This is a genomic window from Streptomyces roseochromogenus subsp. oscitans DS 12.976, assembly GCF_000497445.1.
In the GTDB taxonomy this organism is placed as follows: Bacteria; Actinomycetota; Actinomycetes; order Streptomycetales; family Streptomycetaceae; genus Streptomyces; species Streptomyces oscitans.
Map to the genome: position 1 here is coordinate 209,004 of NZ_CM002285.1, position 16,721 is coordinate 225,724.

Genomic DNA, 16,721 nt, shown 5'->3' on the forward strand with positions numbered 1-16,721 from the left:
AGGCCGGCCAGTTCGTCGGGGGTGGCGTACCAGGCGTGGCAGAAGTGGTTGCCCCAGCGGCCGCTGTAGTCGTGGCCGGTGAATATGGTGCGGGTCAGCACGGCCGCGTCGTCGTCGGGTCGGTCGTAGGCGAAGGCCACGGGGAAGTGGTGATCGCGGCCCGTGCCCGGGGGCCGCTCGTATCCCGTCAGCGGGCGCAGGACGTCGAGTGCGGGGCGTGCCGTCGGGGAGACCGCGGTGAAGCGGAAGCCCCCGTGGGGTGCGGCGGCCGAGGGCGGGGCGGAGGTGTAGTGCGCCTGTCCTGCCATACGCGTCATCCCCGTCCCCGGTCGAGGGCACCGAAGCGGTGCAGCAGCCATATCAGGGGGTCCTCGACCCGGTGCGGGCGGACGACGCCGCCGAGTCCCAGGCCGCCGCCCTGCCGGGGCGCGGTTCCGAGCGTGGACAGGGCGAACAGCTGGTAGTCGGTGCAGAACTGCTCAAGGCGCGCGTCGAGTTGGTGTTCCTGCCAGCGCCGCAGCAGAGCCCGCAGCTCGGCGTGGACGGCGGCCCGGTCGTCGGCGTCGAAGACAGGGCCGGGGCGGCGGGTGCGGTGCAGCGCCAAGTTGTCCGGCAGGTGCGGCCACAGGAGGTCGGCCTTGGTGAGGGCGACCGCGACCGGCACGGTCACCTTCCCGCCACCGCCCAGGTGGCCCAGCACCCGGGCGAGTACGTCACCTGACCGGCCCGGCACCCCGTCGCCGTCCTTCACAGGTGCTCCGGGCAGGTCCTGCGGGTCGACGAGGACGACGACGGCGTCGGCCGCGCCGAAGTAGCGCAGCTGGGTCTCCATGCGGTCCCGCGAGGCGAAGTGCTCGCCGGCGGTGTCGAGGAATACCAGGGTCAGCACCTGCTCGCGGGTGTGTCCGAAGCGGCCCCGCCGGGTGCGGCTGAGGCGGTGCACCAGGGGCCGGCCGGCGTCGTGCTCGGCGGTCTTGGGGACGGTGTGCCGGTCCTCGTACAGGTGCCGTTCGTACCGTTCGTGGTAGTCGGCCATCGTGTCGTCGTCGCAGGGGAGCAGCGCGGCGTCGAGTTCGGCACCGAGGCGATGCAGCAGTTCGTGGACGAGGACGCCGATGTAGGTGCTCTTGCCGGAACTGACCGGTCCGGCGAGCGCGACCAGCTTGCCGGGAGTGCGCAGATAGCCCTCCGGCAGCCGCCCTGCGCAGGCGGTGCAGCGCAGCCGGGTGGTGGTGCGGCCGCAGGTGCCGCACACCGCCGAACCGGCCCGGGGGTCGGCGGACGCGAGGCTCCGGTCCTCGGCGCAGGCGCCGCCGCTCGCGCAGACATACGCGATCTGCGCTCGGGAGATGCTCCGGAAGCAGTGCGGGCACACCCAGGTGCGGCGCCACGGCATTCTCACGTCCACTCCCTTCAGGTGACCTTGAGCGTGTGCTGCGGCGGGTCGCGCAGCACGAGTGACTCGCCGACGGCGAAGCAGCGCAGCCAGCCGCTCGGGCCACGGCCAAGGCGCGCCGACAGCCTCACGTCGTTCCCCGGGCCGAGCGTCACGTCGGCGGTTTCCGCGAGGACGTCCCCGTCGGCGGGTTCCAGTGGCCAGACCGGTCCGGGCGACCGCACCAGCAGCAATCGCTCGGCCCGTACGACGGTGTGCGCCGTGAACACGGCGGTGACCGTGCGACGTCCGGGCAGACCGCGCCGCTCCAGCCGATAGCCGGCGTCGGCGCGTGGTGGCAGTACCGCCGTGCTCGGGGGGCCGTACACGGGCAGCCCGCCGAGTTCGGTGATCGGCCGCACCTCGACCTCCACCCCGGCGCCGTCCACGACCGGCAGCCGTACGCCCGCCTCGTGCCGGTAGGCGGAGCGGGTGACGGTGCGCCGTTGCCCGCCCGCTTCACCCGGGGTCCGCCAGGTGACCTCGGCCTCGTCGCCGCTGTCCGGCGGCCAGTCGAAGACGACGGTCACGCCCGTGCCGCCGTGCCGGGTGAGCGTGGGCGTGCCGAGCGCCGGCGGGGCGGTCGCGGCGTGTGCGCCGATGACGGCGCGTTCCCCGACGACCGTGACCGCGACCACCAGAGTGGGCCGGCCCGGCGGCGCGAACCTCAGGCCTTCCGGTGCGGGTTGCGCCGCGATCGGACGCCCGGGCAGCTCGGCCGTGCGCAGCCAGGTGCCGACAGGCCACGGGGGTAGGTCGTCGAAGCCGTACAGACGCACCTCGCCGTCCGGCAGCGGGTCGAGGCGCGCCGAGAGGCAGCCGTCCACGAGGCGGATGTCCAGGCCGGTGACCGGCTCGGGCGGCGCGAGCGGCCTGGCGGTGCGCCGGATGCCGGCCGTACGTACGGTCGTTCCGTCGTCGGTGCGGTAGACGACGCGGATGCGATAGCCGTACGTCGTGCCGTTGGCGAGGCCGCCGTCCGTGAAGCCGTCGCGACGGGCGGCGACGTGCACCTCCTCGCCATCGGGCGCGGTGCGGACGACCTCGACGGACCGGGCACGGTCCGGGCATGTCCAGTCGGCGGAGATCTGGCGGTCCGCGGGGCGCAGGCGGGCGTCGGTGACCTCGGGCCAGTGCACGAGGGGTCCGCTCACCATGAGCGGCGAGGGCGCGCTGCCGGGTTCGGCGGCCCGGCGTACGGCGACCGCGTAGTACAAGGGGACGCAGGCCGGGGGTGCGCCGTCCACGTACGACGTGGCGCGCGGCGAGGCCAGCGCCAGCACCGTGCCGTCGGCCGCGTCGCGTGGTGGGCGCCGCTCGGTGCGCAGCAGCACGTACTCGGGCTCACCGGCCGTGGACGGCGAGGGCCGCCACCGGACCGTGACGCCCGCGCCGTCCCGGGTCGCGGTGAGCCCGGACACCGGGTGAACGGCGAGGCCGCGGCGCACGGCGTCGGTTCCCGGCAGATCGCGCACCGCCGCCTCTGCCTGTTCCAGCAGGTCCCAGGCCCGGTCCGCCTCCGCCGGCGACAGTCGGCGCGCGCGATCCAGCATGGCGCGCGCCTCGGCGAGTTTCCCGTGCACATGCTCGGCCAGCGCGCGTACGTCCTCGGCGAGCGAGCCCGGCGGCAGCCGGTCCGCCACGGCCGCCGCCTCGGCGAGCCGCCCGTCCGCGACCAGGCGGCGCAGCCGCTCCGACACCGGATCCCCGGCTGCCTCGTGCAGCACTGCGAACACCAGTCGCCGCGCGTCGTCCTCGGCGACGGACAACTCTCCCACCGCGTACGCGAGGAGCGTGGCCGGAGTCGCGCGGGCGGCACACCGCGTCCGCAGCGGCATCGCCAGTTCATACAGGAGGATCCGGGCGACTCCCTCCGGGCCCTGCTCGGTCAGCACACCGCGGACGGCGGCGATCACGGCCTGGGCCGCTGTGTGCGCGGCGCCGTGCGGCAGCCGGGCCCAGCGGCGGGCCGCCGCCTCGACGCTCGGCGGATCGGCCGGGAGCGCGTCGAAGACGTGCACGGGCTGCTCGGACCGTCCGCCGGGTGTGCCCGTCGCGAGGAAGTCACCGAGATGCCGCAGCCCCAGCACCTCCAGGTGGCCCGCGCAGCGCGCATATGCGGGGTGCGGCACGGACCGCGGCAGCGGTTCGGGTTCGGCGATCCGCAGCCCGAGGGCGGGCAGCAGCTCCCGTACCTCGTCCTCGCGGACCCGGTGGGCGGCGGCGATCCGCACGACCGTGCTCTCGGCAAGCATGCCGAGCCCGCCTGTGGCCTCCTCCAAGGCCGCGCGCAGCCGGGCCCGCTCGGATTGGGCGCGTCGGCCGTGCGCTGCGAGGGCGGCCCGCAGTGGCCCCGGATCCCCGGCGGCGACCGCGTCCAGCAGCGGCCGGTGAGAGAGGTACCCGGCCTCCAACTGCTCGATCACCGCACGGTACTTGAGCCGGGCCCGACTCCGGCGCCAGCAGGCGCGGACCGCGGTGACCGTCTCGGCGACCGCGGTCCCGTCGAGGTTCTGCGGCAACTGGTAGCGCGTGCGCAGGTCCTCGGTCACGGGCAACCCGGCGTCGAGCACCTCGCGCCGGTAGCGCGACTCGTCGAAAGCCACGAGCGTGATCCCCCGTCCTGCCGGCGCTCAGCCGATCCGCTGGCGGCTCATCGCGACCCGCGCCTCGTCGACCGCCTCCTGTGACAGGCCTCCGATCTGGATGGAGATCTCGATCTGCTCGCCGGACTCCCGCTCCGTGGCGACGACGGTGAGGAGCCCGGAGGCGTCGAGTGTGAACACGCACTGGAAGGGCCAGCGCGCGGGTTTGCCGGGTGGGATCTTCAGCGTCCCCTGCGCGACAGCGGTGTTGTGTGCCAGCTCCTCCGACTCCACCGCGCCTGCCTGTTCCATCACCTGGATCCGGACCTGCCGCTGGCCGTCGCGAAGGGTGAAGAAGTCGTCGGTCACCGACGCCGGGAGGCCGTCGTTGGCGTGCACGAGGTGGGTCACGTACTCCCGGCCGGTGTCGATGTCCGTGACCCTGATGCCGTAACCGCGCGAGGCGACGGTGGAGATCTCGTAGGGGCGGTGAGTGAGGCCGGTCTCCGGTACGTCCGGTGCCTGCTCGTCGGAGAGTTCGCCGCTGGAGACCATGTACGCGGCCCTGTCGAGGGCGTAGAACGCGGCGCCGCGGGCCACCGCGAGGTCGGGGTTGTGCAGCCTGGGCTCGAAGCCGAACTGGGTGCGCAGGGCGGCGGCGACGGCGGGCATCTTGGTGGCGCCACCGACGAGCAGCACATCGTCGAATGACGGCACTCCCCGCTCGGCGGCCAGTTCGACGGTGCGGCGGGTGATGTCGACGGTGCGGTCGAGCAGGTCGCGGGTCAACTCCTCGATCAGGCCCCGGGTCAGCTCCACCGCTTCGACCCTGCCCTGGTGCATGACGCGGACGGTGTAGCGCTCGCGGAAGGACAGCGCCTTCTTCGCCTCCTCGGCGTCCTTGCGCAGCTGTGTCTCGGACTGGGGGTCGGACAGCGGGTCGTCGGCATCCGGGAAGCGCTCGCGGAACCGCTCCACCAAGTGCGCCACGATACGGTCGTCGAAGTCGCTGCCGCCCAGCTCCTTCGCACCGTCCGTGCACAGCACGGTCAGCTCGCGTCCGCGCAGGGTGAGCACGGTGGTGTCGAAGGTGCCACCGCCCAGGTCGTACACGAGCACGGCCCGGTCCCCGCGCTCCTCGTCTCCTTCCAGGGCCCCGTAATCGAGTGCGGCCGCGATGGGCTCGGCAACCACGTCCAGGACGCGCAGGCCGGCGATCTCGCCGGCCTTGCGGGTGGCGTCCCGCTCCGCGAGCCCGAAGTAGGCGGGCACGCTGATCACGACGTCGCGTGCCTCTTCGCCGGCGGTGGCCTTCGCGTCGTCGACGAGTTTGCGCAGGATGCGAGCGGAGATCTCCTCGGGTGTGTAGGTGCGGCCGTGGAACTCGCGCGGCACCACATCACCCATGTCCCGCTTGATGAGCTGTACGACGTGGTCGGGGTCGAGGACGGTGGCGTCCTTGGCGCTCTGGCCCACGACGACGCTGTCGGCGCTCTCGAAGTAGACGACGGAGGGCGTGGTGTCCGCCCCTTCGATGTTGCGCAGCACGGTCGGTCTGCCGACGTCGTCGATCCGTGCGATGCAGGAGTAGGTGGTTCCAAGGTCGATGCCGTACACGGCCATACGGTCTCCCGCCACCGGGACGCCCGCGCCTGCGCCCGTCCCGTCTGTTGTCCGTCACATGTCCTGGTAAGTCGTGCCCTGTGAGCCCGCCGGAGAAGGAGACGTTCACGGGGTATCCGGTTCCCACCGGGAAACCACCACGTCAGCCTTGCGCACGACCCGTTCCCCCTGAACGAATCCGGCCGCCACGACGCGCGCCACCGTCCGGTCCGTCTCAGGACCTTCGGCGGCGACACGGCCCACCGGACGGTGCAACACCATGTCGAATTCCTCGCCGGGCCTGGGGACGTACCGCTCCACGCCGGTCCTGGCCACGGTGTCCGCCGCTTCGTCGGCCAGCGCGGTCAGCAGGTCACGCAACTCGTCGACGCCGAGCGGGGCGGTGACGTGTTCGGCCTGGCGCAGGATCTGGTCGTGGAGCCGGATCAGGGAGTGGCGCACGAGATCGAGCGCCGTTTCCATCTCGCCCCGGCGCAGCCGCTCGACCTCGTCGTGCAGCCTTGTCACGACCTCCTCGCGGCGCTCGGCGAGCTGTTGCTGACGAGCGAGCGCCGCGGTGAACTCGCTTGCGAGCGCGCAGGGTTCGACTGGTTCCGACACGTCGATCACAGTAGACCACAGGGGCACGACGCGTCAGCGGGGACTGTCACGACCGTCTGCCGGGCCGGAACAGGCGCGTCGCCCCGCCGACGCCTTGTCCTCCCGGGCGTCACCCGACAACGTACGACCGCGTCAGCCACCGAGGTTGATGGAACCGTGAACGTCCCGGGCCTGGACGACGGTGGTCTGGGTGCCGCCGGAGACGACGTTGCGCACATCGCCCGCGCCGGTCCGGGTGTCTTCCAGGGCTTCGGCCTCCCGCCGCCATGCCGCGAGCGCCTGGGCGAATGCGGGATCCTGCCGGGCGTGGCGAGCCAGCGCCTCGGCCAGCTCAGTGGCACGCTGCTCGTTGCCGGGCGCCTCGGCGAGGGCGGTCAACTCGCCTTCGTCGCCCGGTTCTCCGCCCGAGTGCCGTCGTCTGACCAGATCCCGCAGGGACGTCCAGATCTGCTCTCCCGCCGCACCCGCGGTTCCTCCGGCCAGGGCCATGAGCAGTTCAGGTGCAATCTGGTCCACGTGGGCCTCCACCGCTTCCAACGCTCAGGTCGTAAGCCGAGCGTAGGGCACGATGGGCCCGCAGAGACCCGAATCCGCGGGAGAATCCGTGCGTCAAGCGGATGTGACCGGCAGGACGTCGGGGGACAGCGCGCCCGCGCGGCCCGCGGCAGCGGTCGTCCGGCGGAGGTGATGGCGGCGGCACAGCACCTTGTAACCGACCTCCTCCGCCGGGCGGTTGACGTCGCCGACGACCACCTGAGCCCTTTCGGGCACCAGCTCGCCGCCCCCGTAGGGGCGTTGTGCGTCGCCCGGTCACCGCACCGGCACAGGGCCTCCACCGGGAGTCTCTCCACCCGGTCGGCGAGATCGTCCACGACCCGCGCCAGCCGGCTGACCTATCGGACTGCCTCCACGCTCTGACCGAACGTCCTCCCGGGACACGCCGAGTCAGGAAGTCCTCGACCGCGCCGGGCCCGGACCGCAGGCAGAGCGGGCTGAGTTCATGCGGCTGGCCCGCCAGATGGCCGCATGGGCCTCCCATCGGAGAGCAGGCTTCGGCGTCCGACGTCCAGTTGTGGATGGATGGGGCCGGGCTGGCGCGAGTATGGACTCGTCACCGGACAGGATGGCATCCGGCGCCCAGTCGCCGCCGAGGAGACCGAAGACACTGGTGGAGCCTCCTCCGTCCTGGAACATCGTCTGGCACTTCTACGGCGCCTCCACCAGCCGCAAACCCGAGGTCCAGGCGAACAACACCATCCAGTGGCGGATGGTGTGTGACGCCTACGAACTCGGAGCGAGAATCAACGACTTCCGCGGCATCACCGACACTCTGGACGAGGGCAACCACCTGCCCGTCGACGCCGAGGCGGGAGACTTATCCTCGGTGCTCACCCGACCCGTAGCGCCGACGATTTCGCAGGTCAACCCCTTGTAGCCGGTGTACCACCAACAGACCGAGAATCCTCTGGTGTCCTACTCGCCGAAGAGCTGGGCCGCTTCCCCGCAGCCGCCCGCCCAAGGCTCCGGCTGTCCTGACTTTGCGGACACGACCGCTGCCGGAAGGCTGTGCCGTTGATCATCTTGCGGTGTGGCTCTCCCACCGTCCGCCCCGTCCCGGGCAAGCCTGAACGATGCGCGCGGTCAGCTGGTCGCACGCGCCATCGGACAGCGCCTGGCAGCGCGTGCCGGTCAGCGGCCGAGGAGCCGCGGGACCGTCGGGCCGGTGGTCCATCCGCCGTCGACGGCCAGCTCGGCGCCGGTGATGTACGAGGCGGCGTCCGAGAGCAGAAAGGCGACCGCTTCCGCGATCTCCGGGGCCTCGCCGACCCGGCCCATGGGCGTGTTCGGGTACTTGCCCTCGCCCCGCTCGATGCCGACGCGGGCGGTCATCGGGGTATAGATCATGCCCGGATGCACGGAGTTGACGCGGATCCTCGCCGTGCCCAGCTCCACCGCACCGACCTTGGTGAGCCCGCGCACTCCCCACTTGGCCGCCCCGTACCCGGCGGTCATGGCCAGACCCATCAGGCCCGCCGCCGAGGAGACATTGACGATCGAGCCACCGCCGCGCTCCCTCATCAGCGGGATCACGGTCCGCATGCCGAGGAAGACACCGGTGAGGTTGGTGTCGATCACCCGGCGGAATTCGTCGACAGACTGCTCTTCGAGCAGGTGGGAACCGCCTGAGACGCCCGCGTTGTTGACCAGCCCGTCGACTCCGCCGAACTCGGCGACGGCGAAGGCCACCACCCGTCGCCAGTCCTGCTCGGAGGTGACGTCGTGCCGGACGAACCGGGCGGCTTCCCCGAGCTTCTCGACGGTGAGCCGGCCTTCGTCCTCCAGCACATCGGTGAGCACCACCCGGGCGCCGGCTTCGACGGCCACCCGGCCGGCCTCCGCACCGAGCCCCTGCGCCCCACCGGTGATGAGCACCGTCCTGCCCTGAAGATCCGTCATGGACGTCCCCTTCCCTTCCCCTGAAGCTGCTGAGCCACGGGCGCGCGTCGGCGGGGGGACCGTACGTTTTCCCGCCCCGGAACGGAACGCCGTTCTCCCACTGAGCGGGAGCGACAAGGCCCGTCGACGCACCTCGCCGGCCCGCCCGCAGACGGCCTTTCCTCCCCTAGGTATTCCTGCTAGAAGTATTTCTAACCGAAATATCGAGCAGGGAGCCTGCCGTGAAGTTTTCAATGATCTTCGAGGCGCAGATCGCCGACCCGACCCCCGAGCACGAGCGCCGAATACTCCACGACTGCGTCGAACAGGCTGTCCTCGCCGAGGAGATGGGATTCGACCGGATCTGGGCAGTGGAGCACCACGCGCTGACCCAGTACGCGCACATGAGCGCCTCGGAGGTCTTCCTCACCTGGGTGGCGGCGAAGACCTCCCGCATCCGCATCGGCCATGGCGTGGTCACCATGCCCTTCGGCTACCAACACCCCGTCCGGGTCGCCGAACGCGCCGCCATGCTCGACGTGTTGTCCGGCGGCCGCGTCGACATCGGGGCCGGCCGCGGCGCCACCAAACAGGAGATGTCCATGTACGGGGTCCGGTCCGAGGACACCTACCCGCAGATGGAGGAGGCGCTGCGGATCTTCAGCAACGCCTGGCGCAAGGAGCAGTTCGAGTGGCACGGTTCGATCGACATCGGTCCGGGCGCGGTGCTGCCCCGCCCGGTCCAGGACCCGCACCCGCCCCTGTTCATGGCCTGCAGCAAGCACGACACCCTCAAGCTCGCCGCCGAACTGGGCGTCGGCGCCCTGGTGCTGGGCTTCGCCGGGGCCGATGACGTGCGTGACATGCGCAAGATCTACGACGAGTCCATCGCCACCCGAAGCGACGACCGGTTCGTCTCCACCGAGGTCAACAACCACTTCTCCGCCCTGTGCCCGACGATCGTGCTGGACGACGCCGAGACGGCGTACCGGATCGGCACCCGCGGACAGCGGTTCTTCGCCGAGTCCATCGCCCACTGGTACGGCAACGGGCCCGCTCCCACCGGGTACGGCGAAGACGTCGAGGCAGCAGCTCACGTGGCCGCCCTGGAGCGGGACCGCGAGGTCCTGGTCGCCAAGCTGCACGAGGCGGACATCCCTGTGCGGCCGGCCGACACCGGACAGTTCAACGCCAAGCACGCCTACGGCACCGCCGAGACCGCCATCGCCTATGTCGAGCAGCTGCGCCAGATCGGCGTCGACGAGGTCATGTGCCTGATCCAGATGGGCACCGTGCCGCAGGAAGCCTGCATGGAGACCATCCGGCAGTGGGGCGAGAAGGTCATCCCCCACTTCCGGGCCCTCGAGAAGGAAGGCGAGTGATGTCCCAGCGCCTCGACGGCAGGACCGTCATCGTCACGGGAGCGGGCCGCGGACAAGGGGCAGCCGAGGCGCGGCTGTTCGCGGAGCACGGTGCACGGGTCGTGCTCACCGACGTGCGGGAGGACGAGGGCCGCGCGGTCGTCAAGGATCTCGGTGAACAAGGGGTGTTCGTCGTCCACGACGTGACCGACGCGGCGGGCTGGCGGCAGGTCGTCCGGGCCGGGCTGGAGGCGTTCGGCCGGATCGACGCCCTGGTCAACAACGCGGCGCTGTGGCGCACCGCCCCCATCGAGGAGGACACCGAGGACAACCTGCGGCGGCTGCTCCAAGTGAACCTCGTCGGCCCGTTCCTCGGCATCCAGGCCGTCGTCCCGGCCCTGCGCGCCACCGGCGAGGGCGGTTCGATCGTCAACATCTCCTCCACCGCCGGCCTCGTCGGCATCCCCGGCCACGCCTCCTACGGCGCGACGAAGTTCGGCCTGCGCGGGCTGACCAAGTCCGCGGCCATGGACCTGGCTCGGTACCGCATCCGGGTCAACTCCGTCCACCCCGGCGCGATCGACACCCCCATGGTCGCGGACGCGCTCGGGGCGGACGCCGGGGAGCGCGACTGGCCGAACGTGCCGCTGCGCCGGATGGGCCGCCCCGAGGAGGTGGCGGAGCTGGTGCTGTACCTGGTCTCGGACGCCTCGGCCTACGTCACCGGCGCCGAGTTCACCGTCGACGGCGGACTGACGGCCAAGTGAACGACCCCCTCACCCCACGTGCCCGGAAGCTCGCCGACGCCATGTCGGCGGGCTTCCCCGATCCCGCCCTCGGTCCGATCGAGCCGGCCGCGATCCGGCAGGCCGCACAGGCCGGCGCCAGGTCACGGCCGGTACGTGAACTCCCCCGGGTCACCGACCGGTCCGTGCCCGGGCCGGCGGGTGCGCCCGACGTGCCGGTGCGGATCTACGAGCCGGTGGCGGACCCTGGTTCCCCGCTGCCGGTGGTGGTCTTCTTCCATGGCGGCGGCTGGGTGCTGTGCGGTCTGAACACCCATGACGGCATCTGCCGCGAACTGGCCTTCCGCACCGGCGCAGTGGTGGTCTCGGTGGACTACCGCCTCGCTCCGGAGCACCGCTTCCCGTCGGCGGTCGAGGACGCCTACGCCGTCACCGCCTGGGCGTCCGCGCACGCGGCCCGGCTGGGCTGCGATCCCGGCCGACTGGCTGTCGCGGGCGACAGCAGCGGAGGCAACCTCGCGGTGGCCGTGGCCCTCATGGCACGGGACCGCGGCGGCCCGCGCATCGCGGCGCAGCTGCTGGCCTACCCCGTCCTCGACCACCGGATGGAGACCCCCTCGTACGCGACGTACGGCACGGGCTTCTTCCACACGACGGCGCACATGCGCTGGTACTGGGAGCAGTACCTGGGTCCTGCGAGGGACGGCTCGCACCCGTACGTCTCCCCCGGCCTCGCTCCCGATCTGGCCGGCCTGCCACCGGCGGTCATGCTGCTGCCCGAGTGCGATCCGCTGCGCGACGACGGGCTCCGCTACGCACGGCGCCTCGAAGCGGCGGGCACCGCGGTACGGTTGCGGCTGTGGCCCGGCATGTTCCACGGCTTCCTCGGCCTCGGTGGGCTGCTGCCGGAGGCCGACCAGGCGCTCACCGAGGCGGCACGCGGCCTTCGAGTCGCGCTCGGGTGAGCTGGAGAGACGAAGGTCCCGGTCCGGCTGGGCGCCTGACCGGGACCCTTGTGCGTCCGCGGAGGTCACATGTGAGTGCCACCGTCGATGCGGATCTCGGTACCGGTGATGAAGGCGCCGTCCTCGGAGGCCAGCATCGCTACGACGCCCGCCACGGCCGCCGCGTCGGCGAAACCCGTCCGCGGATCGGCGAAGCCCTCCCCCACCAGGGCCGGCCGCAGTTTGGTCAACAGGTCCCAGTCGGTGTCCTCGGGCAGGCCGGGGCCGCGGTTCTGACCGCCGGCGGCGGAGCCGTCGGTCATCCCGCTGGAGATGCTGCCCGGCGCCACGCACACCGCCCGCAGCCCCTGCTTGCTGTACTCCAGGGCGATGGCGTGCGTGAAGGACTGGATGCCGCCCTTCGTGGCCGCGTACGCCGCCATGTAGGGGTGGGCGAAGGACGCGGACGTGGAGCTGAAGTTGACCACCACGCCCTTGCCGGTGTCCAGCAGCGCGGGCAGCGCCTCGCGGGTCACCAGGAAGGTGCCGGTGAGGTTCACCGCGACGATCCGGTTCCAGAATTCCAGCGTGGTCTCGTGGGTGTGCGAGGAGCGCAGGATGCCCGCCGAGTTGACCAGCACGTCCAGCCCGCCGAGATCCGTCACCGCGGCGGCGACGCCCGCCCGCACCGAGGTCTCGTCGGCCACGTCCACGGCCCGGGTGTGCAGCCGGTCCGCGTGGCCGGCGGCCAGGGCGGCCGTCTCCTTCAGCCCGGGTTCCAAGACGTCGACGGCCACCACCGTGCCGCCCTCCCGCAGGATGCGCAGGACGGTCGCCCGGCCGATGCCGGACCCGCCGCCAGTGACCAGAACCCGCCGTCCCTCGAAGCGCTGCATGGGTCTTCTCCCTCTCATGGACCTTCTCGGACTGTGACGTGTCGCGGCGTCACGCTCGTGCGATGTGGTTGACGGCGAGCCAGCTGAAGGTCATGGCGGGTCCGATGGTCGCGCCGGGCCCCGGGTAGGTCTCGCCCATGACCGCGGCCGAGACGTTGCCGGAGGCGTACAGGCCCTCGATCGCCGTCCCGTCCTCCCGCAGCACCCGGCCCATGGCGTCGGTGACCAGGCCGCCCTTGGTGCCGATGTCGCCCGGGTGCACCGGGACGGCGTAGTAGGGGCCCTTCTCCAGCGGCGCCAGGTTGGGGTTGGGCAGCGTCGGGTCGCCGTAGTAGCGGTCGTAGACGCTGTCGCCGCGGTGGTAGTCCTCGTCGCGGCCGGCGCGGGCGAAGCCGTTGAAGCGGCTCACGGTGGCGCGCAGGCGTTTCGGCGGGGCACCGATCTGCGTGGCCAGTTCCTCGATGGAGCTCGCCTTCTTGACGAAGCCGCTCTCCAGCCACGGCTTGGGGAAGGCCTGGCCCGGGAAGAGGCCCATGAAGATGTAGCGGGCCTTGGAGGTGGCGTCGAGGATCAGCCAGGACGGCACGGTGGTCGCCCCCGGCCTGTGGTGGGCGTACATCGCGTCGACGAACTGGTGATACGGCGCGGCCTCGTTGGCGTAGCGCTCGCCCGCCGAGTCGACGATCACCATGCCGGGGATGCCGCGGTCGGCGACGAGGAAGAACGGCTTTCCTCCGGGCGGCACCGCGGACGGCGCGCCCCACACCTTGTCCATCAGGTCGACGGCGGCGCCGGCGGCCGTGCCCAGCTCCAGGGCGTCGCCGGTCTGGCCTTCGGGGGTGGCGCTCCACTCGGCGGAGGTCGGTGACGGCAGGTACTTCTCCCGCAGTCGCTGGTTGTGCGAGAAGCCGCCGGCGGCGAGGACCACACCGCCGGTCGCCCGGATCGCGAGTTCCCGGCCGTCGCGATGGACCCGGACGCCGACGATCCGGCCACCGTCCTCCACCAGCTCGGTCAGTGGCGTAGACAGCCACAGTTCGCCTCCGCGGGCGTCCAGCGAGTGCCGCATCCGGGCGATCAGCGCCTCGCCGAGGGAGAGCAGCTTCTGGCCGGAGAGCAGGGCCTTGACCGCGCGGGCGCCGACCTTGGCCGAGGTCCGCTTGCCGGCCCAGGTGCGGCCGACCATGTTCAGATGACGGAAGTCGTGGGAGGTGATGGTGAGCCCGTAGGTGGGCAGTCCGGCCCGGCGCATGGTGGCGCGCTGCTCGGGCGGTAGCTTCTTGAGATCGAAGATCTGCGGTTCGATCGAGCGGCCCTGCGGACAGCCGCCGAGCTCTTCCGGGAAGTAGTCGGAGTAGCCGGGGGTGTAGACGAACTTCACGTCCGTGCGGTCGTGGAACTCCCGCACCATCCGTGGTCCGTGCTCGATGTAGGCGTCTCTGCGGGCGGCGGGGACGCGGTCGCCGACGGTCGCCTGCAGGTAGGCGCGCGCCTTCTCTGGGGTGTCGCCGAGCCCGGCGGCGTCCAGGTGGAAGTTGTTCGGCACCCAGATCGCGCCGCCGGACAGGGCGGTCGTGCCGCCGTAGACGTCGGTCTTCTCGACTACGAGGGCGGTCAGTCCGCGCAGCCGGGCGGTGAGGGCCGCGGCCATCCCGGCGGCCCCGGAACCCACCACCACGACGTCATACGTGTGGTCCCACCGGTTCGTGTCGTTCATCGCGTGCTACCTCGTCGTGTCGTTCGGGCGGTGACTCGGGCGTCGGTGAGGACCGGCGCGTCGCCGCGCTCGGCGGCCGTGGCCGTCAACTGGTACGTGTCGTGGCCCCCGTTGCCGTCGCCCTCTTCGGAAGCGGCCCAGATGCGCAGCCGCAGGGTCTCACCGGGGAAGAACACCCCCGCGAAGCGCGTGCGGCACCCCGTGATGCGGGTGGCGTCCCCGCCCAGCAGTCGGTCGGTGACGGCCTTGACGGCCATGCCGAAGGAGCACAGCCCGTGCAGGATGGGCCGGTCGTAGCCCGCGCGGCGGGCGGTGGCGGGGTCGGCGTGCAGCGGGTTCCAGTCCCCGGCGAGCCGGTAGAGCAGCGCCTGCTGACGGAGCGTCGGGACCTCCAGCACCAGGTCGGGCTCACGGTCCGGAGCGGGGAAGCGCTCGGAGGGACCGCGGTCCCCGCCGAATCCGCCCTCGCCGTGGACGTAGATCTGGTTGCGCTGGGTGAGGAGCGGCTCGCCGTCCTCACCGACAAGGGTCGCCTCCTGGACGATGACGGCGGCTTTGCCCTTGTCGTACACCGCGGGCACCCGGGTGACGGTGGTCGCCCGTGCGGCGGCCGGCAGCGGGCGGTGGACGGCGATCTCCTGGCCGCCGTGCAGCACCGCGGCCAGGTCGATGTCCACTCCCGGCATCTCGAAGACCTGGAACCCCACTCCCCCGGTGCCGCCGGCCACCACCCCGAAGGTGGGCAGCACCTGCAGGCCCTGCTCGTGTCCTTCGAAGGCATAGCGCAGTTCACCGGGGTCGGTCTCGGGGACACCGGCGCCCAGCGCCAGGTGGTACAGCCGCACCTCGCGGTCGTCCCAGACCGCTGCGGCGCGTACGGGCGGGGCGGAGGTCACCTTCTCGACGTCGATCGGCATGGGGTGCGGGTTCCTTCGCGGTCGGTTCGAGGCTGTGCTCGGTTCGCGGCTGTCCTCAGGTCGCGAACGAGCCGGTGGCGTAGCGGCTGCGGAAGTAGAGCAGCGGCCGCCCGTTCTCCCGGGCGGCGAGGTCGGCGACTTCGCCGGTGACGATGTAGTGGTCGCCTGCCTCGTGGACGTCCGCCAGGCGGCAGTCCACGGTGGCCAGGGCGCCGTCGATCAGCACGGTGCCGTGCGGCGAGGTGTGCCAGGGCACGGCGGCGAACTTCCGCCCGCCGCGGGCGCCGAGCGCCGCGCAGATCTCCTGCTGCTCCTCGGCGAGGATGTTGACGCAGAAGCGGCCCGCGCGTTCGATCCTCGGCCAGCTGGTGGAGGTCCGGCCGACGCTCAGCATGACCAGCGGAGGGTCGAGGGAGAGGGAGGCGAAGGACTGGCAGGCGAACCCGACGGGCTCTTCGCCGTCGAGTGCCGCCACCACGGTGATGCCGCTGGCGAAGCGGCCGAGGACGTCCCGGAAGACAGCGGGGTCTATCCGAGGGCCGTTCAGCCGTTCCACCGGTGACCCCAGAAGCTGTCGGCGGTGATCTCCTTGGCCACCCAGGTGGCGGGGTCGACGACCAGTCCGTCCCAGCCGTACTCGACCTGGAAGCCGCCGGGGGCCTGGGCGTAGAACGACACCATACGGTCGTTGGTGTGGCGGCCGAGGGTGGAGGCGATCGGGATGCCCGCGGCGTTCATGCGGTCCAGGCCGCGGCCCACGTCGTCGAGGGTCTCCAGCTCCACCATGAAGTGCACGATGCCGGGCGGCAGTGCGCCGGGGTACAGGCCCAGGCTGTGGTGGCGGCGGTTGGGGCTCAGGAAGTGCATCCAGTGGAACTCCCGCTGTTCCTCGGCGGTCGGGACGGCCTGCGGCAGCAGCTTCATCGAGTCGCGCAGCTGGAAACCGAGCAGGTTCTCGTAGAAGTCCAGCGCGGCTTCGATGTCCGGCGCCGGCAGCACGACATGGCCGAGGCCGAGGTCGCCGGTGACGAAGCGGTTGCCGTAAGGGGTGCCGAGCGGGGTGTGGTCCTGTGCCTGGCCCCAGTAGATCTCCAGCGGGTTGCCACAGGGGTCCGTCACATGGATCAGGCCCTGGACACGGCGCTCGGAGAGTTCGGCGGCGTCGGCGGGCTTGACGGCGCAGCCCGCCGCCTCCAGCTCCCCGGTGGCCCGGGTAAGTGCTGCGGCGTTCGCCACCTCCCAGCCGGCCGCCAGCAGCCGGTCGCTCCCGCCCGCCTGGACGGTGATGCGGTACGAGCGGTCGTCCATGCGCAGGCAGAGGGTGTCCTCGGTGGTGCCGGAGGCCTCCACCATGCCGAGGACGTCGAGTGCGTAATGCCGCCACTCGGCGAGCTTGGTGGTCTCCAGGCGCAGGTAGCCGAGAGCACGGATGTCCATGGCGGAACACCTCTCAGTCGGTGG

At 71.8% G+C, this 16,721-nt stretch carries 15 protein-coding genes and 2 pseudogenes; 4 read left to right on the top strand and 13 right to left on the bottom strand.

Going from position 1 to position 16,721, the window contains the following annotated elements:
* From M878_RS46615 to M878_RS51520, 7 genes and pseudogenes are all read right to left on the bottom strand, one after another.
* The coding region (locus M878_RS46615) for a GAP1-N2 domain-containing protein (RefSeq protein WP_037730041.1) at positions 1-308 on the bottom strand (308 nt) is incomplete at its 3' end.
* Positions 309-313: 5 nt separating this feature from the next.
* On the bottom strand, positions 314-1,396 hold the full coding sequence (locus M878_RS51495) for a TRAFAC clade GTPase domain-containing protein (protein ID WP_023544255.1): 1,083 nt from the start codon (positions 1,394-1,396) through the stop codon (positions 314-316).
* Positions 1,397-1,413: 17 nt separating this feature from the next.
* Positions 1,414-4,041, bottom strand: coding sequence for a hypothetical protein (locus tag M878_RS51500; RefSeq protein WP_023544256.1), 2,628 nt, complete (start codon positions 4,039-4,041; stop codon positions 1,414-1,416).
* A 27-nt stretch (positions 4,042-4,068) separates the two neighbouring features.
* Complete coding sequence (locus M878_RS51505) at positions 4,069-5,643, bottom strand: Hsp70 family protein (protein ID WP_023544257.1); 1,575 nt, start codon at positions 5,641-5,643, stop codon at positions 4,069-4,071.
* 105 nt (positions 5,644-5,748) lie between these two features.
* Positions 5,749-6,243, bottom strand: coding sequence for a nucleotide exchange factor GrpE (locus M878_RS51510; protein ID WP_245238004.1), 495 nt, complete (start codon positions 6,241-6,243; stop codon positions 5,749-5,751).
* A 132-nt stretch (positions 6,244-6,375) separates the two neighbouring features.
* The gene (locus tag M878_RS51515; RefSeq protein WP_031223615.1) at positions 6,376-6,759 is read right to left on the bottom strand and encodes a hypothetical protein; all 384 of its coding nucleotides are present in this window, start codon (positions 6,757-6,759) and stop codon (positions 6,376-6,378) included.
* A 93-nt stretch (positions 6,760-6,852) separates the two neighbouring features.
* Positions 6,853-7,109, bottom strand: a pseudogene (locus M878_RS51520) (thymidine kinase); the annotation flags it as partial.
* Positions 7,110-7,438: 329 nt separating this feature from the next.
* Here M878_RS51520 and M878_RS93360 point away from each other — a divergent pair.
* Positions 7,439-7,594: pseudogene (locus M878_RS93360) on the top strand (peptidoglycan bridge formation protein FemAB); the annotation flags it as partial.
* Between the two features lie 338 nt (positions 7,595-7,932).
* On the opposite strand, the gene M878_RS51530 reads toward M878_RS93360, so the two are convergent.
* Entirely contained in the window at positions 7,933-8,700 is a 768-nt protein-coding gene (locus tag M878_RS51530) for a glucose 1-dehydrogenase (protein WP_023544262.1), read from the bottom strand.
* Positions 8,701-8,921: 221 nt separating this feature from the next.
* Here M878_RS51530 and M878_RS51535 point away from each other — a divergent pair, with 221 nt between their 5' ends.
* The 3 genes from M878_RS51535 to M878_RS51545 are packed head-to-tail and all read left to right on the top strand — an operon-like array spanning position 8,922 to position 11,751.
* Entirely contained in the window at positions 8,922-10,061 is a 1,140-nt protein-coding gene (locus tag M878_RS51535) for an LLM class flavin-dependent oxidoreductase (protein WP_031223616.1), read from the top strand.
* Complete coding sequence (locus tag M878_RS51540; RefSeq protein WP_023544264.1) at positions 10,061-10,807, top strand: glucose 1-dehydrogenase; 747 nt, start codon at positions 10,061-10,063, stop codon at positions 10,805-10,807. The genes M878_RS51535 and M878_RS51540 overlap by 1 nt, the downstream gene beginning before the upstream one ends.
* On the top strand, positions 10,804-11,751 hold the full coding sequence (locus M878_RS51545; protein ID WP_023544265.1) for an alpha/beta hydrolase: 948 nt from the start codon (positions 10,804-10,806) through the stop codon (positions 11,749-11,751). The genes M878_RS51540 and M878_RS51545 overlap by 4 nt, the downstream gene beginning before the upstream one ends.
* Before the next feature lie 65 nt (positions 11,752-11,816).
* Here the strand turns inward: M878_RS51545 and M878_RS51550 are convergent, their stop codons facing one another.
* The 5 genes from M878_RS51550 to M878_RS51570 are packed head-to-tail and all read right to left on the bottom strand — an operon-like array spanning position 11,817 to position 16,697.
* Positions 11,817-12,626: an SDR family NAD(P)-dependent oxidoreductase gene (locus M878_RS51550; RefSeq protein ID WP_023544266.1), complete on the bottom strand. Its 810-nt coding sequence runs from the start codon at positions 12,624-12,626 to the stop codon at positions 11,817-11,819.
* Positions 12,627-12,675: 49 nt separating this feature from the next.
* Entirely contained in the window at positions 12,676-14,343 is a 1,668-nt protein-coding gene (locus M878_RS51555; RefSeq protein WP_023544267.1) for an FAD-dependent oxidoreductase, read from the bottom strand.
* Positions 14,340-15,260: a MaoC/PaaZ C-terminal domain-containing protein gene (locus M878_RS51560; RefSeq protein ID WP_023544268.1), complete on the bottom strand. Its 921-nt coding sequence runs from the start codon at positions 15,258-15,260 to the stop codon at positions 14,340-14,342. The genes M878_RS51555 and M878_RS51560 overlap by 4 nt, the downstream gene beginning before the upstream one ends.
* Before the next feature lie 55 nt (positions 15,261-15,315).
* Complete coding sequence (locus tag M878_RS51565; RefSeq protein ID WP_023544269.1) at positions 15,316-15,816, bottom strand: flavin reductase family protein; 501 nt, start codon at positions 15,814-15,816, stop codon at positions 15,316-15,318.
* A complete protein-coding gene (locus M878_RS51570; protein ID WP_023544270.1) occupies positions 15,804-16,697 on the bottom strand; it encodes a VOC family protein in 894 nt (297 codons plus the stop codon). The genes M878_RS51565 and M878_RS51570 overlap by 13 nt, the downstream gene beginning before the upstream one ends.
* Positions 16,698-16,721 lie beyond the last annotated feature (24 nt).